Genomic DNA, 24202 nt, shown 5'->3' with positions numbered 1-24202 from the left:
AAACATATACCAGGGTGATCCCGAATGAAACTCCTCCACATCGACTCCAGCGTGCTCGGCCCCCACTCCGTTTCCCGGCAGGTCTCCGCCGCCATCGTCGACCGTCTCAGGCAGGCGACGCCATCGCTCGACATCGTCTATCGCGACCTGACGCAGAGCCCGCTCGCCCATCTCTCCGGTTCGCATCTCGCGGCGGCGCAAGGCGCCCCTACGCCGGCGGAACTCGGCCCCGACCTCGCCGCCAGCAAGGCCGCACTGGAGGAGTTCCTTGCCGCCGACATCGTCGTGATCGGCGCGCCCATGTACAATTTCACCATTCCGAGCCAGCTCAAGGCCTGGATCGACCGGATCCTGGTGGCGGGGAAGACGTTCAGCTACGGCGCCAACGGACCGCAGGGCCTTGCCGGCGGCAAGCGCGTGATCTTCGCGATCTCGCGCGGGGGCTATTACGGCGCGGGCACGCCCGCCGCGTCGCTGGAGCACCTCGAAAGCTATCTGCGTGGCGTGTTCGGCTTCATGGGCATCCATCATCCCGAATTCATCAGCGCCGATGGCATCCAGGTCGGGCCGGAGCATCGCGAGAAGTCGCTCGCAAGCGCGCTCGAGGCGGCAACCAGCCTGCGCGCGGCCTGAGGCAACGCGCACATCGTCAGCCGCCGCAACATCGCTTGCGGCGGCTGACGACCGATGCGCGATCGGCGAAGCTAAAACCAGGCGCCCTGAATGCCCAGGATGACGGCGACGAGCGAAACGAACAGGCCGATGCCGGAGAAAAGAGCGACCCCGATGAACTCGGAGGTGTCGGAACGCTTGGCGGGGACGGCAGAATTTTCAGTGTAAATACGCGGTGCTGAAATCGGGGAAAAAATACGAGCTGCCTTTGGCATATCGGGCTCCCTTGAAATGAGTCTTCGTGACCTCCTGCCCGTAAAAGTGTCTTGGCAGCGCAAGCGAAGGTTCAACGCCTCACGCAAGGTTCAGAAAATACAGCTCGCGAGACGTGGGAACCGGCCGGCGCAACCGGTTTGCGTACGCCGACCGATTCAATTTTCACTTCAATTGATCAGCCACGATAGATCGGCGCGCCGCTCGGCGAGGCGACTGCGCCGCCGTCGATGAAGATTTCCTGGCCCTGCACATGCGCGGAATCGTCGGAGGCGAGGAACAGCACCGTCTTGGCGACGTGATCTGTTTCACCAATGCGCCCCAGCGGCGTCGTCAGCGCGATTCGCTTCTCGAACGCCTTCTCGGCTTCCGGTGTGGCGGTCGCAGCTCCCCAGATTGGCGTGCGGATCGCACCGGGCGCGACCACGTTGACGCGAATGCCGCGCGGCGACAGTTCTGATGCCATGATCCGCGCCATCGCGCGCACGCCGGCCTTGGCGGCGCCATACGCCGAATAGCCGGGAATGCCGAGCACGGAGATCACCGAGCCGCTGAGGATGATCGAACCGTTGTCGTTGAGATAAGGCAGCGCGGACTGCACGGTGAAGAACACGCCGGTCAGATTGGTGCTGATGACCTTCTCGAAGACCTCCAGCGTGGCCGATCCCAGCGGCGTGCCGCCGGCGATGCCGGCATTGGCAAACACGATGTCGAACTTGCCGAACTTTTCGGCGCCCTTCTTGATCGCAGCTTCGGTCGCTGCGATGTCGGTGGCGTCGGCGGCCAGCGCGAGCGCGTTCGGCCCGAGCTCCTTCGCGGCCGCCTCGAGTGTCTCCTTGTTGCGTCCGGTGATCACCACCTTGGCGCCCTCGGCCACGAACAGCTTTGCCGTTGCCAGTCCAATGCCGCTATTGCCGCCGGTGATCAGGGCCGTCTTGTTCTTCAGTCTCACGTTCGCCTCCAGTGGTTGCATCATAAAACTACGATTGCCATCTAGGCCATCTGGTTTTAATATGCAACCACACGAGCGCGTGAACGGCGACCGGACCGTGCGATCGCGAAAGGACCCGACCATGGTGAAACGAACGAGCTTCGAGGGCGATGCCTGTCCGATCGCGCGATCGCTGGAGGCGATCGGCGACTGGTGGTCCCTGCTGATCATCCGTGAGGCGCTGTTCGGCCTGCGCCGCTTCGGCGAGTTTCAGAGCAAGCTCGGCATGGCCAAGAACATCTTGTCGGCGCGGCTGCGCGCGCTGGTCGACCACGGCATCCTGACCACGGCCCCCGCCTCCGACGGCAGCCCTTACGAGGAATATGTGCTGACGCCGAAGGGCCGCGGCGTCTTCCCGGTGTTGGTAGCGCTGCGCCAATGGAGCGAGGAATTCGACGATCGCCCATCGGAGATCGCGACCATCCTGGTCGATCGCGAGAAAGGCCGCCCGGTGAAGAAGCTCGAACTACGCGCCGAGGACGGGCGATTGCTGACGCAAGCCGATACCACGCTGAAGCCGCGGCCGGCGCCGCGACGGCGATCGATGGCATAGCGGCGCTCTATCTCTCCAACGTCGTCCTGGCGAAAGCCAGGACCCATTACCCCAAGGCGGAGTTTGGCAAAGGCTCGTCACCCGGAATTCGCACCGCGCTCAGGTCGATAGACCTCGCGGTATGGGTCCTGGCTTTCGCCAGGACGACTCCGAGGGAGAGCGAGTGTGGCGCGGCAGGACTTGTACAAGACATCGCCAGCGTGAAGGATGGCGAGGTCCCACCAAAGTGGCACCACCATGCCCCTGCTCGCCATCGTCTATTTTTCCATCTCCGGCACCACCGAGAAGCTGGCGCATGCGGTCGCGCGCGGAGCGGATGGCAAGGCGCAGGTCACGCTCTGTCGCATCACCGGCGACGACATCCTGTCAGGCCGCTTTCAGAATGAGAGCTTACTAGAGACGATCGACCGCGCCGACGCCGTTGCGTTTGGCAGCCCCACCTACATGGGCGGACCCGCCGCCCAATTCAAAGCTTTTGCAGACGCTTCGAGCGACAGATGGAGCAAGCAAGCCTGGGCCAACAAGATCGCAGCCGGATTCACCACGGGCGCGTGCGCAAGCGGCGATCAACTCCACACACTGACCTACTTTTCCATTCTGGCCGCGCAGCACGGCATGCTCTGGTGCGGACTGGATATTCCGGGTGGGGAGGATCCGAGCGGCCGCAATCGTTTGGGCAGCCAGCTTGGCTTGGCAACACACTTGATTGACGGCTCGTTGCCGCAGAGCGACCTCGGCACGGCCGAATATCTCGGCCTGCGATTGGCCAAAATGGCAAGCCGCAACGGCTAACCTCACCCGTCATTGCGAGCGCAGCGCCTATCAGGCGCACGTGCTGACGGAAAAGGTCCGCGGTACCTTCCCGACGCGGGTACCACGCTGAAGCCGCGGCGGCGGCTTCAGCGGGGCGCGCGCTGTCTCTCCAACGTCGTCCTGGCGAAAGCCAGGACCCATTACCCCAAGGAGGAGTTTGGCGAAGGCTCGTCACCCGGAATTCGCACCGCGGTGAGGTCGATAGACCTCGCGGTATGGGTCCTGGCTTTCGCCAGGACGACACAGGAGGGAGAGCGAGCGTAATCGATTCCGCTTGGTCTTCGCCTTCACGACAGCTTGCGCTTGCTCCGCAGCCGCAGGTGCTCGTCGGCCTCGAGCTTGGTCATTCCCAGGAGATAATGCAGCACATCAAGCTTGTGACGCTCGGCGAGCTTGCGCAGTGCCCCGACCTGCTCGGCAATGAAGGCGACCGCCTCCTCGACGCCGCCCTCCCCCGGTTCCTCGTGACGCGAGCCTCCCGCCGCGCGCGATGCGGCGCCCGCCCGTTTCTTTCCTGGCTTAGTCACCAGCCCCACCCGAATCCATGCCCCGAAGAAACATTACGCCGACATCGGCCGCAACTCCAAGGTGGTATTTTGCAACTTTCTCGATATGAAACTTTTCCCATCGGGATGGCTTTCAACAGCCCTCGATTTGACAGCGACGGCCTCACCACCCATGTTCGGGACGAAAGGGCCGACCCGAATCTCATCGAATTCGGCCCCAAATTTCCCCATAAGTTACTGGAACTACATGAATATCGTCATTGTGGAGTCGCCGGCGAAAGCCAAGACGATCAACAAGTATTTGGGCTCGTCCTACGAGGTTCTAGCCTCGTTTGGCCATGTCCGCGACTTGCCGGCGAAGAACGGCTCCGTCGATCCCGACGCCAATTTCAAGATGATCTGGGAGATCGACCCCAAGGCGGCCGGCCGGCTCAACGACATTGCCAAGTCCCTCAAGAACGCTGACCGCCTGATTCTCGCCACCGACCCTGATCGCGAGGGCGAGGCCATCTCCTGGCACGTGCTGGAGGTCCTGAAAGAGAAGCGCGCGATCAAGGACCACAAGATCGAGCGCGTGGTGTTCAACGCCATCACCAAGCAGGCGGTCACGGACGCCATGAAGCATCCGCGCCAGATCGACGGTGCGCTGGTCGACGCCTATATGGCGCGCCGCGCGCTGGACTATCTGGTCGGCTTCACCCTCTCCCCCGTGCTGTGGCGCAAGCTGCCGGGCGCCCGCTCGGCGGGCCGCGTGCAGTCGGTGGCGTTGCGGCTGGTCTGCGACCGCGAGCTCGAGATCGAGAAGTTCGTCGCGCGCGAATACTGGTCGCTGATCGCGACCCTGCTGACGCCGCGCGGCGATGCCTTCGAGGCCCGTCTCGTCGGCGCCGACGGCAAGAAGATCCAGCGCCTCGACATCGGCACCGGCGCGGAAGCCGAAGACTTCAAGAAGGCGCTGGAAGCAGCCGCCTACGCGGTGACCACGGTCGATGCCAAGCCGGCCCGGCGCAATCCGCAGGCACCCTTCACCACCTCGACGCTGCAGCAGGAAGCCAGCCGCAAATACGGCTTTGCGCCGGCGCACACCATGCGCATCGCGCAGCGGCTCTATGAAGGCATCGACATCGGCGGCGAGACCACCGGACTCATTACTTATATGCGTACCGACGGCGTGCAGATCGATCCGTCCGCGATCACCCAGGCGCGCAAGGTGATCGGCGAGGATTACGGCAACGCCTATGTGCCGGACGCGCCGCGCCAGTACCAGGCCAAGGCCAAGAACGCCCAGGAAGCCCACGAAGCGATCCGGCCGACCGACATGTCGCGCCGCCCCGACAGCATGAGCCGCAAGCTCGAGTCCGACCAGGCGAGACTCTATGAACTGATCTGGAAGCGCACCATCGCGAGCCAGATGGAATCGGCCGAGCTGGAACGCACCACGGTCGACATCACGGCGAAGGTCGGCGGCCGCACGCTCGACCTGCGCGCCACCGGCCAGGTCGTCAAGTTCGACGGCTTCCTCGCACTTTATCAGGAAGGCCGCGACGACGAGGAGGACGAGGACTCCCGCCGCCTGCCCGCGATGAGCCCCAACGACGCGCTGAAGCGGCAGTCGCTCGCCGTCACCCAGCACTTCACCGAGCCGCCGCCGCGCTTCTCCGAAGCCTCGCTGGTCAAGCGCATGGAAGAGCTCGGCATCGGCCGGCCCTCGACCTATGCCTCGATCCTCCAGGTCCTCAAGGACCGCGGCTACGTCAAGCTCGAAAAGAAGCGCCTGCACGGCGAGGACAAGGGCCGCGTCGTGGTCGCGTTCCTTGAAAGCTTCTTTGCCCGCTACGTCGAATACGACTTCACCGCCAATCTGGAAGAGCAGCTCGACCGCATCTCCAACAACGAGATCTCCTGGCAGCAGGTGCTGAAGGATTTCTGGACCGGCTTCATCGGCGCGGTCGACGAGATCAAGGATCTGCGCGTAGCCCAGGTGCTCGACGTGCTCGACGACATGCTGGGACAGCACATCTACCCGCCCCGCACCGACGGCGGCGACATCCGGCAATGCCCGAGCTGCGGCAACGGCCGGCTCAATCTGAAGGCCGGCAAGTTCGGCGCCTTCGTCGGCTGCTCGAACTATCCGGAATGCCGCTACACCCGTCAGCTTGCCGCCGACGGCGAGGCAACGGCCGATCGTTCGCTCGGCCAGGACCCCGATACGGATCGCGATGTCTGGGTCAAGGCCGGCCGGTTCGGCCCCTACATCCAGCTCGGCGAGCAGAAGGATTATGCGGAAGGCGAGAAGCCGAAGCGCGCGGGCATTCCGAAGGGGACTTCCCCTGGAGATGTCGAGCTCGACCTCGCGCTCAAGCTGCTGTCGCTGCCGCGCGAGATCGGCAAGCATCCGGAAACGGGTGAGCCGATCACCGCAGGCCTCGGCCGCTTCGGGCCGTTCGTGAAGCACGAGAAGACCTATGCCAGCCTCGAGGCCGGCGACGAAGTGTTCGACATCGGCATCAACCGGGCCGTGACGCTGATCGCGGAGAAGATCGCCAAGGGCCCGAGCCGCCGCTTCGGCGCCGATCCCGGCAGGGCGATCGGCGATCATCCCAGCCTCGGCACCGTCACGGTGAAGGGCGGCCGCTACGGCGCCTATGTCACGGCGGGCGGCGTCAACGCCACGATCCCGAGCGACATCGAGAAAGACGCCATCACGCTGCCGCAGGCGATCGCGCTGATCGACGAGCGCGCGGCCAAGGGCGGCGGCAAGAAGCCGAAGAAGGCGGCGAAGCCGGCCAAGGCCAAGAAGGCTGCGGCGAAGGCGGGCGACGACGCCGCGCCAAAAACCAAAAAGCCGGCCGCGAAGAAGGCGGCCAAACCCAAATCCGAATCCACCAGCAAGGCGCGCGCCGCCGTGTCGTCGACGGCCAAGACTTCGGCCATCAAGACGTCGCCGACCAAGGCAGCTGGCGCCAAAGCTCCGGCCAAGAAAAGTGCCGGCACCAAATAGAGGCTAAGTGAAACGCAAGAATGACCGTGGCTTTCCCGACAGGGCAGCCATCGTCGCCTTCATCAAGGCAAATCCCGGAAAGGTCGGGACCCGCGAAATTGCGCGCGAGTTCGGCCTGAAGAACGCCGACCGCATCGAGCTCAAGCGCATGCTGCGCGAGCTCGCCGACGACGGTCTCGTCAAGAAAAAGCGCCATACGATTTCAGAGCCGGACAGCCTGCCGCCGACGCTGGTCGCCGACATCACTGGCCGCGACGCCGACGGCGAGCTGGTCGCCTCCCCGACCGAATGGGACGAGGTCGAAAGCGGGGAACCGCCCAAGATCCTCATCACGATGCCGCGCCGGCCAAAACCCGGCACCGCAGCCGGCGTCGGCGATCGCGCGCTGCTGCGCGTCGAGCGCTCCGATGAGACCGAAGGCCCGGCCTATCGCGGCCACATCATCAAGGTCTTCGACAAGACCAAGACCCGCATCCTCGGCGTCTTCCGCAGCCTGCCCGAAGGCGGCGGACGGCTCATCCCCGTCGACAAGAAGTCCGCCGACCGCGAGCTGAACATCGCGCCGACCGAGACGCACGGCGCGCAGGACGGCGATCTCGTGAGCGTCGACATCATCCGCTCGCGCGGCTTTGGGCTCGCGTCAGGCCGGGTCAAGGAGAAGCTCGGCTCGGTCAAGTCGGAGAAGGCGATCAGCCTGATCGCGATCTACGCGCACGACATCCCCCTGCAATTCCGTCCCGCGGCAGAGCGCGAAGCCGAAGCGGCGGAGCCGGCCAATCTGAAGGGGCGCGAGGACTGGCGCGACGTCCCGCTGGTCACCATCGATCCCCCCGATGCCAAGGATCACGACGACGCGGTGCACGCGCAGCCGGATCCCGATCCCAACAACAGAGGCGGCTTCATCGTCGATGTCGCCATCGCCGATGTGAGCTTCTACGTGCGGCCGGGCACCGCGCTCGACCGCGACGCGCTCGACCGCGGCAACTCGGTCTATTTCCCCGACCGCGTCGTGCCGATGCTGCCGGAGCGCATCTCCAACGATCTGTGCTCGCTGGTGCCGGGCGAGCCGCGCGGCGCGCTCGCGGTGCGGATGATCATCGCTCCGGACGGGCGCAAACGCTCGCACAGCTTCCATCGCATCCTGATGCGCTCCGCGGCCAAGCTGAACTATGCCCAGGCGCAGGCCGCGATCGACGGAAGGCCGGACGACACCACCGGGCCCCTGCTCGATCCGATCCTGCGGCCGCTCTATGCCGCCTATGCCTGCGTCAAGCGCGCGCGCGACGAGCGCGATCCGCTCAATCTCGATCTGCCCGAGCGCAAGATCCTGCTGAAGAACGACGGCACGGTCGATCGCGTCGTCGTGCCCGACAGGCTCGACGCGCACAAGTTGATCGAGGAGTTCATGATCCTCGCCAACGTCGCGGCAGCCGAGATGCTCGAGAAGAAATCGCTGCCGCTGATCTACCGCGTGCATGACGAGCCGACCCTGGAAAAGGTCCACGCGCTCGCGGAATTTTTGCAGACGCTCGACGTTCCCTTCGCGAAAGGTGGCGCGCTGCGTCCCGCTCTGTTCAACCGCGTGCTGGCGCAGCTCGAAGGTCATGACCATTTTCCGCTGGTGAGCGAGGTCGTGCTGCGCGCCCAGGCGCAGGCCGAATATTCCTCGGAGAATTACGGTCATTTCGGTCTGAACCTACGCCGCTACGCGCATTTCACCTCGCCGATCCGCCGCTATGCCGACCTCGTCGTGCACCGTGCGCTGGTTCGCGCGCTCGGGCTTGGCGAAGGCGCGCTGCCCGACACGGAGACGCCGGAAACCCTGAGCGAGGTCGCCGCCCACATCTCGGTGACGGAGCGGCGCGCGATGAAAGCGGAGCGCGAGACCGTCGACCGCCTGATCGCGCACCATCTCGCCGATCGCATCGGTTCGAGCTTCCAGGGCCGCGTCTCCGGCGTCACGCGCGCCGGCCTGTTCGTCAAGCTCGCTGAAACCGGCGCCGACGGCCTGATCCCGATCCGATCCCTCGGTACGGAATATTTCAACTATGACGAGGGCCGCCACGCCCTGGTCGGCACGCGCAGCGGCACCATGCATCAGCTCGGTGATGTCGTCGACGTCCGCCTGATCGAGGCAGCTCCCATCGCAGGCGCGTTGCGCTTCGAGCTGCTGTCCTCGACTGGGGAGACCGCGCCGCGCGGCCGCAGGGGATCCGGTCCGCAACGCCGCCCCTCATTCAAGGCGCATCCCGGGCGCAGTCCCGACAAGAAGCGCAAGCCGGACAAGCCGAAGCCCGGCAAGGGGAAAAAGGCCAAGGGAAAAAGCAAGGGCAAGGGAAAAAGCAAGGGCAAGGGTCAGAAGGGTAAGGCATGGTGAGCACAGCCCCGAAGATCTGGACCCGCGAGACCGGCCTCGTCGAGAAGCGCGACGTCTTCGCTGCCATGAAGCGCGGCTTTCGCGGCCGCTGCCCCCGCTGCGGCGACGGAAAACTGTTCCGCGCCTTCCTGAAGACCGCGGACAATTGCGCGGTCTGCGGCCTCGATTTCACCCCGCATCGGGCCGACGATTTGCCCGCCTATCTCGTCATCGTCATCGTCGGCCATATCGTGGTGCCCAGCATCCTCTGGATCGAAACCAACTACACCACGCCGGTCTGGATCAGCTTCGCGGCCTATCTGCCCTTCACCTTTGTCGCCTCGCTCGCACTGCTCCAGCCGGTGAAGGGAGCCGTGGTCGGATTGCAATGGGCTCTGCGTATGCACGGGTTTGACGAGAACCCGACGGATGGTATTCCGCCTGTGTAAGCAAAATAAGCAAAAGTAGTTCGGGTGAGGACATGACGGATACGGCGCAGGCGGAAAAGGCAAAAATCCACGAGGGCAAGGAAGCCGACCATCATCCCTATTTCCGCCCGCGGGATGCGGCGACACTGATCCTGGTCGATCGCAGCGGAGCCATTCCAAAGGTCCTGGTCGGAAAGCGCCACGACAAGGTGGTGTTCATGCCCGGAAAGTTCGTTTTCCCCGGCGGCCGCGTCGACAAGGACGATTACCGCGTGCCGTGCGCGGCGCCTGTAACCGCCGAGCTGGAAGCCAATCTCGCCAAGGGCAGTCCGAAGACGCCGGCCTCGCGCGCCAAGTCGCTGGCGATTGCCGCGATCCGCGAGGCCTGCGAGGAAACCGGTCTCTGCCTCGGGCGCAAGGCTGAGGGAAAGGCAAAACTCGAAGGCCCCTGGAAGCCGTTCGCCGATGCGGGCCTGTTGCCCGATCCCTCCAGCCTGTTCCTGATCGCGCGCGCGATCACCCCGCCCGGCCGCGTCAAGCGGTTCGACACGCGCTTCTTCACGGCGGACGCCTCCGCGATCACCCATCGCGTCGACGGCGTGATCCATGCCGATGCCGAGCTGGTCGAACTGGTCTGGGTCGAGCTCGGCTCGAAGCCGCTCGCCGATCTGCATCCGATGACGCGCAACGTGCTCAACGAGCTCGACGCGCGGCTTGCCACCGGCCCGCTCCGCCACGATGCGCCGGTGCCGTTCTTCCATTTCTACGGCGGCAAGATGCAGAAGGATATTTTGAGCTGATCAGTTTGTGACGTCCGCATCGTCCGCATCAGGCTCGGTGCCGACATAGTCGCGCGCGGGAACGTTCAGCACGCGCCCGAGCTCGCTGGCGAACCGACTGGCTTCCTCGCGCTTAGTGAAGCTCATCAGCGTGATCGGCTCAGTCCCTTTGTTGCCGCAGAGATTGACATCGTATGTCGTCAGCTCCGGATCGTCCTCGTCGGTAATGCTGATGAAATGATAATCGGCGAGATCGCGATGGTTGCGAAAATTCAGCGGGCCGAACTGCCTGGTGATGACGATCTGGCGCAGCGTCTCGTTCAGCACGACGAAGGTGCGGAAGGTGAGCAGGATGATTCCGGGGATGCCGACGAGCAGCCCGAGTCCCGTGAACACCAGCACCGGCATGAGATCATCGGCGAGCCGGCCGAAACCGGAGAAATCCTGCCGCAGGCCGAGCGCGACATTCCACAGCAGATAGAAGCTCGCCGCCAGCAGCGGCAATGACAGCAGCCGCCCGACCCAGGGCATGGGCCGGTCGATGCGGACGATGCGCCCGTCCACGGTCATTGCACCTGCCATCGAAGATCTCCTTGGGAGCGAAAGTCATGGCTTGGTCGGAGTGAGCCGTGGATCGGTTCGATGGGACTCCTCCGCCATTCCGGGCGCGGCCCGGGATGACGCGAATGTGCTGAGAGCGCATCGAAAAACAAAATAATCTTCCCGCCTCCCCCAATGGCGGAGTTCCGCGGCATGCCTATGTCTTCCGCAACGACACCAAGAACGGACACCGGGCGATGGCACAACGGCAACTCAAGCTTGGCGCATTCATGCGCCCGATCAGCATCCACACCGGCGCCTGGCGCTATCCCGGGGCCTGGCCGGACGCCAATTTCAACTTCGGCCACATCAAGACGCTGATCCAGAAGCTCGAGGCCGGCAAGTTCGACGCCTTCTTCATGGCCGATCACCTCGCGGTGCTGAACATGCCGGTCAATGCGCTCAAGCGCAGCCACACGGTCACCTCCTTCGAGCCGTTCACGCTGTTGTCGGCGCTGTCGGCCGTCACCGAGCGGATCGGCCTGATCGCGACGGGCTCGACCACGTTCGACGAGCCCTATCACGTCGCGCGGCGCTTCGCCTCGCTCGACCATCTCAGCGGCGGCCGTGCGGGCTGGAACATCGTCACCACCTCGAACCCGGATGCGGCACTGAATTTCGGTCTCGACGACCACATGGAGCACGCCGAGCGCTACAAGCGCGCCCGCGAGTTCTACGACGTCGTCACCGGCCTGTGGGATTCCTTTGCCGACGACGCCTTCGTGCGCGATGTCGACAGCGGCGTGTTCGTCGATCCCGCGAAGATGCATGTGCTCGACCATCAGGGCAAATATCTGAAGGTGCGCGGTCCCCTCAACATCGCCCGCCCGGTCCAGGGCTGGCCGGTGATCGTGCAGGCCGGCGCCTCCGAGGACGGCAGGCAGCTCGCGGCCGAGACCGCGGAAGCCGTCTTCACCGGCGGCGGCAGCCTTGCCGACAGCCAGAAACTCTATGCCGACATCAAGGGCCGCATGGAGAAGGTCGGCCGCGACCCTGAGCACCTCAAGATCCTGCCCGGCGCCTTCGTCGTGGTCGGCGACAGCGTCGACGAGGCCAGGGAGAAGCGCGCGCTGCTCGACGGCCGCGTGCACTACGACAGCGCCATCGCCTCGCTCTCGGTCATCCTCGGCACCGATGCCTCCGGCTTCGATCCGGACGGACCGCTCCCTGAAATCCCCGAGACCAATGCCAGCAAGAGCGGCCGCCAGCGCATGGTCGACCTCGCCGCGCGCGACAAGCTCACGGTGCGCCAGCTCGCCCAACGCGTCGGCGGCTATGGCGGGCTCTCCTTCATCGGCACGGCCAAAACCATTGCCGACCAGATGGAGGAGTGGCTGGTCGGGCGCGGCTCCGACGGCTTCAACATCATGTTCCCGTTCCTGCCCGCCGGCCTCGACGATTTCGTCGACAAGGTGGTCCCGGAGCTGCAGCGCCGCGGGATTTTCCGGAAAGAGTATGAAGGGCCCACCTTGAGGGAGAATCTCGGCCTGCCGCGGCCCAAAAACCGGTTCTTCGAGGCCTGATCGGGCCGATTTGAGCGGTTCTCGACCCCTAAAATCTTGACATCAGGCGGTTTCTGGCTAGGTTGCCGGCCAACGCGGGCCATTTGGCCGGCTCCAGATTCCCTTCATTCCTGAGGTATTGAACATGGCCAAAGCGGTCACCATCAAGGTCAAGCTCGTGTCCTCGGCCGACACCGGCTTCTACTACGTCGCCAAGAAGAATTCGCGCACCATGACCGACAAGCTGGTCAAGAAGAAGTACGATCCGGTCGCGCGCAAGCACGTCGAATTCCGCGAATCCAAGATCAAGTAAGAAGATCGCGGAACGTAGAAGACTTTTGCGGGGCCCTTTCGGGCCCCGTTTTATTTTGGCCCCTCTCTCGTGTCCCGGACGCGCAGCGCCCCGTGGACGTGACGCTACGCTGCGACCTGGGCACGAGGGCTGAGCTCGGCACAGCGAGTCATCGCCAGACATTCTCTCAACCCCCGGTTGCTCGCTTCCGAATGTATGTTACCGTGCACTTGCCGGGCGGAATGTCCGTGCCGGATTTGGAAGGACATGGTCATGAGATTCTCATCAAGCCTTGTCGTGCCTTCAACCATCGCTGCCTTGTCAACAATCTTGCTGTGCGCGCCGGCAGCGTCGCAGATCCCAACCGGCTCCGCCGCCACGATTCCCCCCGTCACGGTCGACGCGCCGAAACAGGTCGCAAGGCCACACGTGTCGGAGCGGGAAGCAAACACAATTGCGCCGCGTCGGACTGCGTCAACAGCTCAAACGTCAGTCGCGCGCACGCCTACGTATGCGCCGGGTTCTGTGATGGGGAGGATTGCCAGCCTGGAGAAAGTCGCAAGCAGCTGCAACGGTGGCTGTGCATCAAGCTTCCCAAGCGGCAAGGATCCCTGGGTGGGATGCAGCCTGTCGGGCGGCAACATCGACTACGGTCCTTTCTCGCCAACCTGCCGCGACACCATCACCCACAAATCCTACCTGGATTGCGTCGACACCAGAACGTTCCTGGGCGACAACCGAAACAAGGCCCACTGGTTGTGCAGCAGCCTGGCCGCCGGCAACAGGTTTAAGGTCGCCGATCTCAAGCGGTCAGGACGCACGCGCTAGTCCATCCTCTCCGCAGTCCTTCTGTTGCGATCGAGCTTCAGCTCACTCGTGTCCAGACCCGGACGCAGCGCGTGGCGTTGCGTCCGGACATGAGAGCAGGGTTACGTGACTAACCCAAAGATCCTGCGCATTTCGACCACGACGGACCAAGTGTGACCCACCTCGCAGAGCGCCTTCACCGGCTCCAATATCTCCAGCGGGATCGTTGCATGAACCTGGTCCATTCCCGTGAAGAGCCATTTGCCGTTGCTGGATCCGCTGCGCTTCGCCGCCGCCCTCGGCGTCGCCATGTTCCACCAGATGTTCTGGTCCTGGGCCTGGACCTCGATTGGCGTCCCGGGTTTCGAGCGCACCGTCGCCGCCGATGTTCTCTACCCGTCCGCCGCGTCTTACACGTGGTTCGGCTGGGTCGGCGTCGAAATCTTCTTTGTCATTTCCGGTTTCGTCATCGCGAATTCCGCGAGCACATCGTCGCCGGGCGAGTTTCTTCTTGGTCGTGCGCTTCGGATTTATCCGGCGGTCTGGGTTTGCGCGACCGCGACCTTCCTTGTTCTGCTCCTCTTCGGGAGCGGACCGGCATCCGAACTCATTCTGCCCTACATCCACGCCATGCTGATGGTCCCCAAGGGAGTCACTGGTCAGTGGCTTGACGAGGTCTATTGGACGCTGGCAGCCGAGACGGCATTTTATGGTCTGGTGTTTTGCGCGATGCTCACCAAGAAGGTCACCCTGCGGCACCTGGCCTGGGGCCTCACCATCTACAGCGCAATATTCAATGCCGTCGCGCTGCTCGTGCTGTCATGCACGACGCCATCCGACTTGCCTTACCTCGTCATTCTGATGTTTCGGGTGCCGTGCGCGGCATTCCTGCTGACGCATGGCTGCTTCTTTGCGCTGGGGATCTGGCTGTTCATCTCCGCGAACAGACAATTGACGGCGCTCGAACAAGTCGCAATTGCCATCACGTGTCTATCAGGCGCGGCGGAAATCTACTTCTTCGCCTCGTTCTTCTTGACGTCTATCCCCGCCATCTCGGATCAATCGGCTCTCGTGCCGATCATGGTCTGGGCTGCTGCAGTGCTCCTCATTGCCATTGCCGCGAAGCGGAGCAGGCGCTCTGCGGGCAAAGCTTCTCCTGAAACACCAGCCTATTTGAGAACGATCGGACTGATCACCTATCCGCTCTATCTCACGCATAACGTCATCGGCACCGCGATCATTCGTGCCCTGGTCGATGCCGGTTTCGATGCCACCTCGGCCGTCTGGATCGCGCTGGGCCTGCTTGTTCTGGTCTGCTGGCTCATTTGTGCGAAGGTCGAGCCCGCCGTCAGATCCGCGCTGATGCAGGCCCTCTCGCATTTCGGAAAGCTGCCGAAGAGACAGCCGGCATCGCGCTATCAGGCTTCGGCCCGCGGGCTGCGCCTTCCGCTGCCCGTGTCGGTCAAGGTGAATGTCGCGGTGCCCTTGAGCGCGATGAGATCAGAATGAACCGTCCCCGCGCTTTGGCGTCTGCTCGCTATTGCAGTCCCAGCCCGCTGCAATACCATGCCATGTCTTCGTGCCTCCAGCCGCGCTTGACGCCTGATTCCTTGCATTCGTTGTAGCTCTTGAAGTTTGCGCCGTTTCGGCAGCCTGCCGGATAGGTCCCGAAGCCTCCACCAGACGTGGAACACGCGACCGAGCTGACCTTCGTTTCGGAGATCGAAGCGGAAGCGCCCTTAGGGGCGGCGCTGGCTGCGCTGACCGACAGAATGGTCAAACCCGCAAGAAGAGAAACCGAAGCTCTCATCGTCTTCTCCCCAATAGTGGATAGCTTCAATGCTATCTCAGGATGTACGATAGCAAATACTACAACCATTGCCAATGCGTCACCCCCGGTCGGCGCGATATCAGCGTCATCCTCTGGACTTGACTCCGGCGAGCACACCCTCGCCTACGCCGTCCGCAACACCGGCGCCGGCGGTTGCGATGGTCGGATCAGCGCGAACGCTGTCGAAGGTCCCTGCAGGTTAAAACGCGATCATGATCTCCGGCTGCCCTCGCGACGTGAAGGGTTCCTTTTTTCTCGCCGCCGGTGTTTCATCTGCACGGCGGAGAACGGGCATGCGGGGATCGCTGGGGGAAAAGATCGGTGAAGGCGCCTTCTCCGAGGCCTACGCCTGGGCGCCCGGTCAGGTGGTGAAGCTGTTCAAGGCCGGCGTCTCTCATCTGCTCGGCCGACACGAGGTACGCATGATCCGCGCCGTGCGGGCCGCCGGCGCCCCGGTGCCGGTGGTATTCGGCGAGGTGACGCTGGATGGGCGCTTCGGCATCGTGCTGGAGCGCCTCGACGGACCGACCCTGTTGCATCTCTCGCGGACCGGCGCGGTGACGTTCGAACGGGCGGGCGCGATCGTCGCGGCGCTGGCCATGACTCTTCACAAGACGTCCGCGCCGCCGGAGCTCCTCTCCATGCGCGCGTATATGGAGAGCGAGTTGCGGCACGACGACGGCAAGGTCCCGAAGCACATCGCCACCGATATCCTCGCCCTGATCGATCGCCTGCCGACCGGCGACGGGATTTGCCATTGCGACCTTAGCCCCGGCAACGTGATCATGACGGCGGAAGGCCCAAAGCTCGTCGACTGGACCTTCGCGATGCGGGGGCCCGCCGCCCTCGATCTTGGGTTCTTGCATGTCATCCTGTCCGAGCTCGCCCCGGAAATAGCCGACAATCCGGAGCGGCCGCGCGCGACCAATGCGGCGGCGCAATCCGAATATGCGCGGCTGGCCGGCATGTCTCTGGCGGAGCTGAGGGCGGCAATGGAGCCTTATCTGCCTATCGTCCGCACCTTCGTCGTCCTCGGAAACGTGGTGCCTGCGCTGCGGGAGCAACTGATCCAGCGCATCGAAGCGGGGCTGCGCTCGAAAGACTGAACCGTCCGCAATCCAGATTCCTGTTCGCCCTCTCAAGGCGCTCTCGATCACCGAGCAAATCTCGGCAGCCAATGGAGCCGTTTGGCACAATCGAGTTGTATCGGGAGGCGGCCGTCGCGCTTGGTACAGCCAAAATCGGCATTCTTGGTACTGTTTTATAGCCGGGCGCAACGCATCTAATGGCTGACACCAGCGACCGGAGCGATCCCGATCCATCAGGATGAGTGGGAGCCCCGGTCAATGCGGACAGCGGAGATTGCGGACACGGAGACAGGCGTTCCACACGGCCCGGCATTCTGTGGATAGCCGGTGCGTCCCCGCTCTCTGCATTATTCGACCAAGAGACAAATGACCGAGGAGATAATTCCCATGAAGGCGATCGTTGTAACGGACCAGGCCGCAGGAACGGCCGGGATGAAGCTCATGGACCGGCCCGAGCCGCAGGCAGCGATAAACGACGTCGTCGTTCAGGTTCATGCGTCGGGATTTGTACCGACTGAGCTGGCGTGGCCATCGACCTGGACCGATCGCCTCGAACGTGACCGAACACCGTCGATCCCTGGGCACGAGCTAGCCGGAGTGGTCTCCGCCCTCGGATATGGCACGACGGGGCTGTCAGTGGGACAGCGGGTGTTCGGCCTCGCGGACTGGTATCGCGACGGCACACTGGCCGAGTATGTGGCGATCGAGGCACGCAACCTTGCACCGCTGCCGGGCGACGTCGACTTTACGGTGGGTGCGAGTCTGCCGATCTCGGGCCTGACGGCGTGGCAAGGGCTGTTCCAACACGGCCGCCTTCAGGCGGGGCAAAGCGTCCTCGCACACGGCGCGGCCGGCGCAGTCGGGTCGATGGTGACGCAACTCGCACGAGAGGCCGGCGCCTACGTCATCGGCTCTGGACGCGCCGCCGACCGTCAGACAGTGCTCGACTTCGGCGCGAAGGAGTTCATCGACCTCGACAACGACACCTTGGGGGACGTGGGCAAAGTCGATCTGGTGTTCGATGTCATCGGCGGTGACATCCAGAAGCGATCCGCAGCACGGATCCGAGCCGGAGGAACATTGGTGACAATCGTGGGGCCGGCCGAGACGCGGCCCTCCGATGGCCTGGCGGTCGACTTCGTCGTCGAGTCCGATCGTGCCCAACTGAGTGAGATCGTCCAGCGGGTGCGGGACGGACGACTGCGGACGAACATCGGCAACGTCGCGAATCTCGACGATGCCGTCGCCGCATTAAATCCGACCAAGCGACGCAAGGGGAATACGATTATCAACATTCGTCCCTGAGAGACGCACGCTCATCGATGCACGCCGCCAGCCGGCGGTCACGACCAAGCAAGCGCAGCGTCCGCTGTAGACTCCAAGGCGGACGCTCATAAGCATACGTCCAGCGCGCCGACCATCTCGGCGAAAGGCGCTCTCACTATCGGCCGCGACCGAGACGCTCGACTGTCGGGCTGAATATCCGAAGCGGCTGCCGACCTTAACCACAAACCTCCAGCATTGCCTTAGGCCTACCATCGCCAGAAGGCAGACTCGAGCCGCCGGGAACCAGCTTGCAGCCGGACCGTACGGGCCTGCACCCTGCTCCGTTGCAAAACATCTGGCCGGTCGCCTGCGGCTTGGCCGGCGCGGACTCGACCTGCTTGCGCTGCTCGTCTCGCCTGTTCGAGTCATCTCTTGTAGCAACGGGCTTTTTCTCCGGAATCTTCTCGCATTCGTTGTCATCGTTGACGCGATAGCCAAAGCGACACGCGATTTTCACGCAGGCGTCGCCGTCGGCTTTGAAGCCGCGATCGCACACCAGAGGACAGACCCGACCCGGCTTCGCCTTGATCGCGTCCAGCGCGTCGAAGCTTGCAAGCTTGGCGTCGAACTTGGTGCCGGCGTACTTGTTGAACAATGTCAGCGAGCGCTGGGACGATGCACTCCAGTCCCCATCGGCTGCCGCTGCGAAGCATCCTACCCGGCGCAATTCCGATTGCAGCAACTTCGCCGTCTCCTGCGCAGACATGCCGGGCTGCGATGCGATAGGGGCGAGAGCGGCGATCTTCTGTTCGCCGTCTGCCTGCGTTTTCCTTTCCGCCGCCTGTTTGGCGGCGAGCTCGGCCGCAGCCTTGTCGGATGCGATCTTGTCGGCAAGGGCCTTTTCGGCGGCGAGCTTGTCGGCCAGCGCCTTGGCAACAGCAGCCTCGGCTTCCTTGCGCCGCTGCTCGGCAGCGGTCGCCTTCGCCTCCTCGGCCTGCTTGGCCTTCTCTGCGGCGAGTTTGGCATCCTCGGCCGCCTTGGCTGCGGCCGCCGCCTTGTCCTGCTCGGCCTTCCTGCCGCGCTCCGTAGCAAGCCGGGCCTTCTCGTCCTCGGCCTGCCGAGCCTTGTCGGCCGCGGCGGCGCGCGCTTCCTCGGCCGCAACCCTGCTCAACTGTCCGTTGGCAAGGCTGGCATAAAACCCATCGGGATATTGAGCCAGGAAAGCCGTCCAGACCTCTCGCGTGCCGATCTGCATCGCCAACTCATAGTCCCGGCGGATCGCGTCCTGCGGGTTGGGTTGCGGTCCAACCGTGACCGGCTTGGCGGGGACCAATGAGACATCGTTGCCACCCAGCGAGCCATACACGTAGGGCTCCTGCTTGTAGCCGGTGCTCTTGAGAACGTCGTCGCGGACGAATCCGAAGGCCTTGCGCAGATCGAGCCCCGGCGTCGGCAGCCGCTCGACCAGAGCTGCGGCAAACGGGCTGTTTTTGGCGTCACCATCCGAGGCCGTCGAGCCCGCCTTTGCGGCAAACGCGATCATGGTGTTGGGGCTCGTCGGCTCGATCTTGGCCAAACCACGACCGACGGCGCGCGAAGCCACGGTGCGCTTCATCGTCCTGGCAAACGGATTGTCGCGGCAGGCGTCGAGTATGACAAGCCGAAGCTGCTTCGCAGACTCGACGGCAAACAGCGCACGATCAAGCGCTACCGTCTCGTCGAGCACATCGCCGTCCGTTTCGAGCGTCGCATCGATCGGGATCAGATAGTTGTTTCCGTCCAGCTCGATACCGTGCCCGGCATAGTAGATGACGGCGACATCGGCATCGCGCGTTCGGTTGGCAAACTCGCGCAACGACCTGCGCATCTCGGCAGCACTCACATCAAGCTTGACGTCGATGCTGTCGAAACCCGCTTTCTTGAACATGCCGCCGACCAGCGTCGCATCGTTCACGGGATTGGAGAGAAGCGGCGCGCTCTTGTAGGCCGAATTGCCAATGACCAGGGCGACGCGACGTTCGGCGTGCGCGACTCCGCCCAACCCAAGCAGAAGGATCAGACATGTGACGAGTCTGAATGCGCCCATCGTAGCCCCGCGAAAGCACCGGGATAAAGTAGTATCCGGAACGTTCCCGAACGCAATACAGTTCTGTGACTTGGGTCACTCGGCGTTCGAGCAAAGAGGCCGACGAGATTCGCAGTGATGCCCTCGACGCGCCCTGTGCCGCGGCCGACAACCGACCCGTCGTGTTCCGACAGGATCCGAAAAATGCCAGTGCCTCTGAGGTCGGTACCCCGCTACGCCGTCCGCAACACCGGCGCCGGCGGTTGCGATGGTCGGATCAGCGCGAAGGCGACCTGGATGATGCCGCCGGCCAATCCCAACGCCACGCCGATGCGCCAGGCCATGGTATACGAGCCGAGCGCGTCGTAGAGCACCCCTCCTCCGTAGGCGCCGAGGAAGCTGCCGATCTGGTGGCTCATGAAGGCGAGGCCCTGGATCATCGCCTGCCAGCGCAGGCCGAACATCTCGGCGACCGCGCCCGCGACCAGCGGACCGACACCCATCCACAAAAAGCCCATGATGGCGCCGAACAGCAAGGTCGAGGCAGGCGTCGCCGGCAGCATGAAGTACCAGGCCAGCGCCAGCGAGCGCAGGACGTAGATGCCGCCGAGCAGCGCGAGCTTGTTCCAGCGCTGGCCGGCCCAGCCGAAGAACAGCGAGCCCAGCACGTTGAAGCCGCCGATCATGCCGAGCGTCTGCGCGCTCAGCATCGGATCGAGGCCGCAGATCGCGAGATAGGACGGCAGGTGCGTGGTGAGGAACACGAGCTGCATGCCGCAGACCAGATAGGCGCAGGTCATCACCACGAACGACGCATTGCCGAAGGCGGTCTTCGCGGCAATCATCGCCGTGGCATCGACGATCTCGTCAGTCGCGGGCTTCGGCAGCGGGACCGCGTCGACGCGCCCGGCATACCAGGCCGCCGGGATCATCAGCACCGACATCACCACGAAGCCGGCGAGCCCGACGCGCCAGCCAAAACCCTCGTTGAGCATCTGCCCGATCGGCGCCGACAGCAGCGCGCCGAGCGAGCCCGCCCCGGAGACGATGCCGAGCACGGTGGAACGCACCGTCGCGGGCACCGCGCGCGCCGCCACCGACATTGCGATTGCCGCCGCGGTGCAGGCGAGCGAGGTGCCGATCAGCACGCCGGCGCCGATCATGATGGCGACGAGGCCGTTCGCGGTTGCCATCAGCACCAGGCCCGCGATGTACATGAACGAGCCTGCGATCATGATCGGACGGAAGCCGTAGCGCGTGGTCATCGCGCCTGCGAGCGGCTGGAGAAAGCCCCAGGCGAGGTTTTGCACGGCCAGCGCCAGTGTGAAGTCGGAGATCGACAGATGGATGTCGTGGGTCAGCGGCTGCATGAAGATGCCGAGGCTCTGCCGCAGCCCCATGCTCAGCGTCAGCATGATCGAGGCGCCGATCAGGATGGGCAATGTCGGGCGCAGGACCTGCAACAGGGGCATTTTGTTCTCCCTTATCGGCGCGGCGCGGGCGCCGTCGTCTGCAATATCGATTGATTTTGGTTACACAGACCTGTGTACTTAGGCTATGGTTAGCGCGCGCTGTCAAGCGAACAGGACATTCACCGCCGCATGGCTCCCCCGCCCGCCCCACAGACGATGAAAGAGCGGATCCTCGAGACCGCCGACAAGCTGTTTTATCTGCAGGGCATTCGCGCCATCGGCGTCGACACCATCGCGGCCGAGATCGGCATCTCCAAGCGCACGCTCTACAACCACTTCCCCTCCAAGGACGCGCTGATCGCGGCCTATCTGGAGCGCCGTTTCGTGCAGCCCCGCCCCTCGGACAAGCCCCCGGCCGAGCAGATCCTCGCCACCTTCGATTCGCTGGAGCGCCGCTTCTCCGCCAAAGACTTTCGCGGCTGCCCGTTCGTGAATGCGGTCGCCGAGCTTGGCCCGGCCGACCGCGCCGTGAAGAAGATCGCCATCGCCTTCAAGGAAAGCCGCCGCATCTGGTTTCGCGACCGCCTGAACGAGCTCGGCATTGCGAACGCGGAGGCGCTCGCAACGCAGCTCGTGCTGCTGGTCGACGGCTCGATCGCCCAGGACCTCGTCCGCGACGACCCCGCAATGGCGCGTGCCGCGAAGGAGGCGGCGACGGTGTTGTTGCGGAATGCGGGGGTGGACGTGGGAGACGAGGCTGCGGTGAAGCGAGGCAAGCGGTCGGCCCGGCATCCCTGACGCAGCTGAAGGGTCAACGCGATTCCGCTCGCCGCAAGAGGGCGGATGGGAGAGCACGCACCGCAGTCTCCACCCCAGTTTGCCATGCTTCACCTTCGACCTCTCCAAGAGAGCGCGCCGATATCGCTGAGGGAGTGCACGCGGCGCAGGTTTCCATGCGGGAACTTTTGTGCACTTTTACACTTATCTGTACTGTCGCGATGGTGCGCGACAGAGGGTGGGGCCGGTGCAAGATAGCCAATTGTTGCTAGTCCTCATTGTAGAGGACGAAGCTCTCATCCAAGAGATGGTGGGCGAGGCCCTCGTAGACGGTGGATTTCAGACCGAGATTGTTTCATCAGGCGAGGACGCGGTTGCCCTGCTGAAAGGCGACCCCACCAAATACCGCGCGTTGCTCACCGATGTTCATTTGGCCGGTAAGCTCACCGGCTGGGACGTTGCAAAGCAAGCCCGAGAGATCAATCCAGAGATGCCGGTGGTCTATATGACCGGCGCTGGAGCCGATCAGTGGCCCTCTCACGGCGTGCCCAATAGCGTTCTGCTGAGCAAGCCCTTCGCGCCCGCCCAGGTCGTTACGGCAGTATCGCAGCTGCTCAACCAAGTCCCACCTTCGCATTGATCTAGTCTTGATCAAAGTCGGCTGCCGAGGGACAGCTGGGGTGACGCATGAGCGATGATCCACCGACGTCCGAGCCAGAAGTGAAAGTGCGCGAGAGGGATGAGAACCATCGAAGAGTATGCCGCGAACGTCCGCGAATTGATCAGGAAGCTCCGCTAGAAGCTGAACTCCTGAAGCGAGTGGAGGAAAAGGAACCATCGTCATTTCGGCGTAGTTGACCTTCTTTACACTGGAGAAGGTCATGAATCGAAAAACGCTTCTTCTTACAGCCGCACTGTCCTTCGCTGTTGCCGCGCCCGTCTTCGCACAAGGCGGCGGTGGTGGTGGTGGTGGTGCCGGCGGAGGCGCGGGTGGCGCGGCGGCGAGCGGCGGCGCGTCCGGATCATCCGCGAGCTCAGGTGCAGGCACTGGCACGTCTGGTGCCGCCAATGGAGGTCCCTCGGCCCCATCCGGCATGGGCACAAACGCAACCTCAACCGGCGCTCACACCAACAACTCTCCAACCAATCCGAACGTTCAGCCCCCGACGCCGAACGGCAACACCGCGAGCACACCGGCCGCACCGGGCAGCTCGGGCACGGGCAACACCGCGTCCGGGTCGACGCAGACGGGCACGCCAAACGGGACCGACAGGTCCGGCATCACGGCCACCAACGGTGCCAACAGCGACAACAAGGGGCAGATGAGCCCCGCGGAACAAGCAAGAACCGGGGTCAAGACGCTTCCACAGGATCAAACTCCAGGAGCGGTCAGTGCGCCCGGCGTTGGCGTCGGTCATGCGGCGAATGGTTTGCCGATCGGCACGCCCGGCTCGGGGACCAGCAACGTCGATCAGAAGTGACCCGGACTTTCTCCATCTCCACAGGGCCCGCTACGGCGGGCCTTTTTTGTGACGTCCCGAAGAGGGCTGCGAGAGCGAAAAACGGGTAAACTTGGCATCAGGCGGCCCTGCCGATACACTGGTTTCTTTTTGGGGCGTGCCCATGATTAGATTGTCGTCGTTGCTGCTAATTTCATTCCCGATCATCTGCACCCCGGCCGCGGCTGACGAGATGAAGATCCAATTCACGTTTGGACCTCCGCGGCCCTGCACCACCGTCTTTCCAAATCCCGAAATCAAGATGAAAAGTGTTCCGCCCGGCACGCGCACGATCGTCGTCAAGTTTCGCAGAGAGAAGAACTACGAGATGGGCGGCCAGGAGATCCCATTTCCTTCAGACAACATCGTGAAGCCGGAGAGCTTACGAACCTGGGGCCCCTGCAATTCCGGCCTGTACACTTACGAGATCATCGCAAAGTCCAGCACCGGCGCGGCCCTGGCCAAGGCAGAATGGTCGGAGCCGTATCCTCCCTGACTTGAAGAATGGATGCCCGCTGGTCCGCCGTGGCGTGCCGGATTCCTCGCCTGCGCGATGACAGCGAAGTTCGTGGGATGTTCGGGATGCTAGCAGGATGCTCCTGTTTTGCCCGACGAGTCAAACGGCATTGCCGTCTGCATCAGCCGTTTTGCGGCCGACGTAAGCTATTGATCCGACTAGGGTCTGTACTCAATAGGGATTCCCTTCGAAATTGGATTGTGATTCAAGCGTCTCAGTTGAAGGGAGGCTTGA

General features: G+C 63.7%; 25 protein-coding genes. 17 read left to right on the top strand and 8 right to left on the bottom strand.

Annotated features, from left to right (window positions below):
- The first annotated feature begins 24 nt into the window (after positions 1-24).
- The gene (locus AC0L20_RS36920; protein WP_473295256.1) at positions 25-633 is read left to right on the top strand and encodes an FMN-dependent NADH-azoreductase; all 609 of its coding nucleotides are present in this window, start codon (positions 25-27) and stop codon (positions 631-633) included.
- A 71-nt stretch (positions 634-704) separates the two neighbouring features.
- On the opposite strand, the gene AC0L20_RS36915 is transcribed toward AC0L20_RS36920, so the two are convergent.
- Entirely contained in the window at positions 705-887 is a 183-nt protein-coding gene (locus tag AC0L20_RS36915; RefSeq protein WP_473295255.1) for a hypothetical protein, read from the bottom strand.
- Between the two features lie 176 nt (positions 888-1063).
- A complete protein-coding gene (locus tag AC0L20_RS36910) occupies positions 1064-1837 on the bottom strand; it encodes an SDR family oxidoreductase (protein ID WP_473295254.1) in 774 nt (257 codons plus the stop codon).
- Between the two features lie 121 nt (positions 1838-1958).
- On the opposite strand from AC0L20_RS36910, the gene AC0L20_RS36905 reads away from it, so the two are divergent.
- Both AC0L20_RS36905 and AC0L20_RS36900 read left to right on the top strand, forming a co-directional pair.
- A complete protein-coding gene (locus AC0L20_RS36905; RefSeq protein ID WP_473295253.1) occupies positions 1959-2429 on the top strand; it encodes a winged helix-turn-helix transcriptional regulator in 471 nt (156 codons plus the stop codon).
- Positions 2430-2666: 237 nt separating this feature from the next.
- Positions 2667-3221 (top strand): flavodoxin family protein, encoded by a 555-nt coding sequence (locus AC0L20_RS36900; protein WP_473295252.1) that lies wholly within the window; start codon positions 2667-2669, stop codon positions 3219-3221.
- Positions 3222-3529: 308 nt separating this feature from the next.
- Here AC0L20_RS36900 and AC0L20_RS36895 read toward each other — a convergent pair whose 3' ends face one another.
- Positions 3530-3769, bottom strand: coding sequence for a hypothetical protein (locus AC0L20_RS36895; RefSeq protein ID WP_007603303.1), 240 nt, complete (start codon positions 3767-3769; stop codon positions 3530-3532).
- A gap of 226 nt (positions 3770-3995) precedes the next feature.
- On the opposite strand from AC0L20_RS36895, the gene topA reads away from it, so the two are divergent.
- From topA to AC0L20_RS36875, 4 genes are read left to right on the top strand one after another with little or no spacing between them, the layout of a single operon-like run.
- Positions 3996-6749, top strand: a complete 2754-nt coding sequence (gene topA, locus AC0L20_RS36890; protein WP_473295251.1) for a type I DNA topoisomerase — start codon at positions 3996-3998, stop codon at positions 6747-6749.
- Between the two features lie 7 nt (positions 6750-6756).
- Positions 6757-9126 carry a ribonuclease R gene (rnr, locus tag AC0L20_RS36885; protein ID WP_473295250.1) on the top strand — a complete coding sequence of 790 codons (2370 nt, stop codon included), beginning with the start codon at positions 6757-6759 and terminating at the stop codon, positions 9124-9126.
- Positions 9120-9554: a DUF983 domain-containing protein gene (locus AC0L20_RS36880; RefSeq protein ID WP_473259555.1), complete on the top strand. Its 435-nt coding sequence runs from the start codon at positions 9120-9122 to the stop codon at positions 9552-9554. Before rnr ends, AC0L20_RS36880 begins: the two co-directional genes overlap by 7 nt.
- 32 nt (positions 9555-9586) lie before the next feature.
- The gene (locus AC0L20_RS36875; RefSeq protein WP_473295249.1) at positions 9587-10333 is read left to right on the top strand and encodes an NUDIX hydrolase; all 747 of its coding nucleotides are present in this window, start codon (positions 9587-9589) and stop codon (positions 10331-10333) included.
- Here AC0L20_RS36875 and AC0L20_RS36870 read toward each other — a convergent pair whose 3' ends face one another.
- Positions 10334-10894 (bottom strand): hypothetical protein, encoded by a 561-nt coding sequence (locus AC0L20_RS36870; protein ID WP_456769590.1) that lies wholly within the window; start codon positions 10892-10894, stop codon positions 10334-10336.
- Positions 10895-11109: 215 nt separating this feature from the next.
- Here AC0L20_RS36870 and AC0L20_RS36865 point away from each other — a divergent pair, with 215 nt between their 5' ends.
- The 4 genes from AC0L20_RS36865 (at position 11110) to AC0L20_RS36850 (ending at position 15022) form a co-directional block, all read left to right on the top strand.
- Positions 11110-12435, top strand: coding sequence for an LLM class flavin-dependent oxidoreductase (locus AC0L20_RS36865; protein ID WP_473295248.1), 1326 nt, complete (start codon positions 11110-11112; stop codon positions 12433-12435).
- A gap of 124 nt (positions 12436-12559) precedes the next feature.
- Positions 12560-12727, top strand: coding sequence for a 50S ribosomal protein L33 (rpmG, locus tag AC0L20_RS36860; protein WP_045008041.1), 168 nt, complete (start codon positions 12560-12562; stop codon positions 12725-12727).
- A gap of 252 nt (positions 12728-12979) precedes the next feature.
- On the top strand, positions 12980-13534 hold the full coding sequence (locus AC0L20_RS36855) for a hypothetical protein (protein WP_473295247.1): 555 nt from the start codon (positions 12980-12982) through the stop codon (positions 13532-13534).
- Between the two features lie 228 nt (positions 13535-13762).
- Positions 13763-15022 (top strand): acyltransferase family protein, encoded by a 1260-nt coding sequence (locus tag AC0L20_RS36850; RefSeq protein ID WP_473295246.1) that lies wholly within the window; start codon positions 13763-13765, stop codon positions 15020-15022.
- A 28-nt stretch (positions 15023-15050) separates the two neighbouring features.
- Here the strand turns inward: AC0L20_RS36850 and AC0L20_RS36845 are convergent, their stop codons facing one another.
- A complete protein-coding gene (locus AC0L20_RS36845; RefSeq protein WP_456769586.1) occupies positions 15051-15323 on the bottom strand; it encodes a hypothetical protein in 273 nt (90 codons plus the stop codon).
- 314 nt (positions 15324-15637) lie between these two features.
- Between AC0L20_RS36845 and AC0L20_RS36840 the strand changes: the two genes are divergently transcribed.
- Both AC0L20_RS36840 and AC0L20_RS36835 read left to right on the top strand, forming a co-directional pair.
- Complete coding sequence (locus AC0L20_RS36840) at positions 15638-16450, top strand: aminoglycoside phosphotransferase family protein (protein WP_473295245.1); 813 nt, start codon at positions 15638-15640, stop codon at positions 16448-16450.
- 369 nt (positions 16451-16819) lie between these two features.
- Positions 16820-17737 carry an NADP-dependent oxidoreductase gene (locus tag AC0L20_RS36835; RefSeq protein ID WP_473295244.1) on the top strand — a complete coding sequence of 306 codons (918 nt, stop codon included), beginning with the start codon at positions 16820-16822 and terminating at the stop codon, positions 17735-17737.
- A gap of 196 nt (positions 17738-17933) precedes the next feature.
- Here AC0L20_RS36835 and AC0L20_RS36830 read toward each other — a convergent pair whose 3' ends face one another.
- Positions 17934-19784 carry a caspase family protein gene (locus AC0L20_RS36830; protein WP_473295243.1) on the bottom strand — a complete coding sequence of 617 codons (1851 nt, stop codon included), beginning with the start codon at positions 19782-19784 and terminating at the stop codon, positions 17934-17936.
- A gap of 212 nt (positions 19785-19996) precedes the next feature.
- Positions 19997-21235: an MFS transporter gene (locus AC0L20_RS36825; protein WP_473295242.1), complete on the bottom strand. Its 1239-nt coding sequence runs from the start codon at positions 21233-21235 to the stop codon at positions 19997-19999.
- 129 nt (positions 21236-21364) lie between these two features.
- On the opposite strand from AC0L20_RS36825, the gene AC0L20_RS36820 reads away from it, so the two are divergent.
- The 3 genes from AC0L20_RS36820 (at position 21365) to AC0L20_RS36810 (ending at position 23433) form a co-directional block, all read left to right on the top strand.
- Complete coding sequence (locus tag AC0L20_RS36820; protein ID WP_473295241.1) at positions 21365-21973, top strand: TetR/AcrR family transcriptional regulator; 609 nt, start codon at positions 21365-21367, stop codon at positions 21971-21973.
- 241 nt (positions 21974-22214) lie between these two features.
- Positions 22215-22592, top strand: coding sequence for a response regulator (locus AC0L20_RS36815; protein WP_027518408.1), 378 nt, complete (start codon positions 22215-22217; stop codon positions 22590-22592).
- A 241-nt stretch (positions 22593-22833) separates the two neighbouring features.
- The gene (locus AC0L20_RS36810; protein WP_473295240.1) at positions 22834-23433 is read left to right on the top strand and encodes a hypothetical protein; all 600 of its coding nucleotides are present in this window, start codon (positions 22834-22836) and stop codon (positions 23431-23433) included.
- Positions 23434-23463: 30 nt separating this feature from the next.
- Here AC0L20_RS36810 and AC0L20_RS36805 read toward each other — a convergent pair whose 3' ends face one another.
- Positions 23464-23661 (bottom strand): hypothetical protein, encoded by a 198-nt coding sequence (locus tag AC0L20_RS36805; RefSeq protein ID WP_473295239.1) that lies wholly within the window; start codon positions 23659-23661, stop codon positions 23464-23466.
- A gap of 52 nt (positions 23662-23713) precedes the next feature.
- Here AC0L20_RS36805 and AC0L20_RS36800 point away from each other — a divergent pair, with 52 nt between their 5' ends.
- The gene (locus AC0L20_RS36800) at positions 23714-23947 is read left to right on the top strand and encodes a hypothetical protein (protein WP_245313367.1); all 234 of its coding nucleotides are present in this window, start codon (positions 23714-23716) and stop codon (positions 23945-23947) included.
- Positions 23948-24202: the final 255 nt, after the last annotated feature.

This window comes from Bradyrhizobium sp. Kon58 (genome assembly GCF_055807455.1).
This window is presented reverse-complemented; position numbering and strand designations above follow the sequence as displayed.

Bases quoted from the DNA above. Each gene is read 5' to 3' on its own strand.
- topA (WP_473295251.1), top strand. From the start codon at position 3,996: ATGAATATCGTCATTGTGGAGTCGCCGGCGAAAGCCAAGACGATCAAC.
- AC0L20_RS36800 (WP_245313367.1), top strand. From the start codon at position 23,714: ATGAAAAGTGTTCCGCCCGGCACGCGCACGATCGTCGTCAAGTTTCGC.
- rpmG (WP_045008041.1), top strand. From the start codon at position 12,560: ATGGCCAAAGCGGTCACCATCAAGGTCAAGCTCGTGTCCTCGGCCGAC.
- AC0L20_RS36845 (WP_456769586.1), bottom strand. From the start codon at position 15,323: ATGAGAGCTTCGGTTTCTCTTCTTGCGGGTTTGACCATTCTGTCGGTC.
- AC0L20_RS36920 (WP_473295256.1), top strand. From the start codon at position 25: ATGAAACTCCTCCACATCGACTCCAGCGTGCTCGGCCCCCACTCCGTT.
- AC0L20_RS36900 (WP_473295252.1), top strand. From the start codon at position 2,667: ATGCCCCTGCTCGCCATCGTCTATTTTTCCATCTCCGGCACCACCGAG.
- AC0L20_RS36865 (WP_473295248.1), top strand. From the start codon at position 11,110: ATGGCACAACGGCAACTCAAGCTTGGCGCATTCATGCGCCCGATCAGC.
- AC0L20_RS36825 (WP_473295242.1), bottom strand. From the start codon at position 21,235: ATGCCCCTGTTGCAGGTCCTGCGCCCGACATTGCCCATCCTGATCGGC.
- AC0L20_RS36855 (WP_473295247.1), top strand. From the start codon at position 12,980: ATGAGATTCTCATCAAGCCTTGTCGTGCCTTCAACCATCGCTGCCTTG.
- AC0L20_RS36875 (WP_473295249.1), top strand. From the start codon at position 9,587: ATGACGGATACGGCGCAGGCGGAAAAGGCAAAAATCCACGAGGGCAAG.
- AC0L20_RS36820 (WP_473295241.1), top strand. From the start codon at position 21,365: ATGGCTCCCCCGCCCGCCCCACAGACGATGAAAGAGCGGATCCTCGAG.
- AC0L20_RS36835 (WP_473295244.1), top strand. From the start codon at position 16,820: ATGAAGGCGATCGTTGTAACGGACCAGGCCGCAGGAACGGCCGGGATG.
- AC0L20_RS36870 (WP_456769590.1), bottom strand. From the start codon at position 10,894: ATGGCAGGTGCAATGACCGTGGACGGGCGCATCGTCCGCATCGACCGG.
- AC0L20_RS36915 (WP_473295255.1), bottom strand. From the start codon at position 887: ATGCCAAAGGCAGCTCGTATTTTTTCCCCGATTTCAGCACCGCGTATT.
- AC0L20_RS36905 (WP_473295253.1), top strand. From the start codon at position 1,959: ATGGTGAAACGAACGAGCTTCGAGGGCGATGCCTGTCCGATCGCGCGA.
- AC0L20_RS36880 (WP_473259555.1), top strand. From the start codon at position 9,120: ATGGTGAGCACAGCCCCGAAGATCTGGACCCGCGAGACCGGCCTCGTC.
- AC0L20_RS36830 (WP_473295243.1), bottom strand. From the start codon at position 19,784: ATGGGCGCATTCAGACTCGTCACATGTCTGATCCTTCTGCTTGGGTTG.
- AC0L20_RS36810 (WP_473295240.1), top strand. From the start codon at position 22,834: ATGAATCGAAAAACGCTTCTTCTTACAGCCGCACTGTCCTTCGCTGTT.
- AC0L20_RS36840 (WP_473295245.1), top strand. From the start codon at position 15,638: ATGCGGGGATCGCTGGGGGAAAAGATCGGTGAAGGCGCCTTCTCCGAG.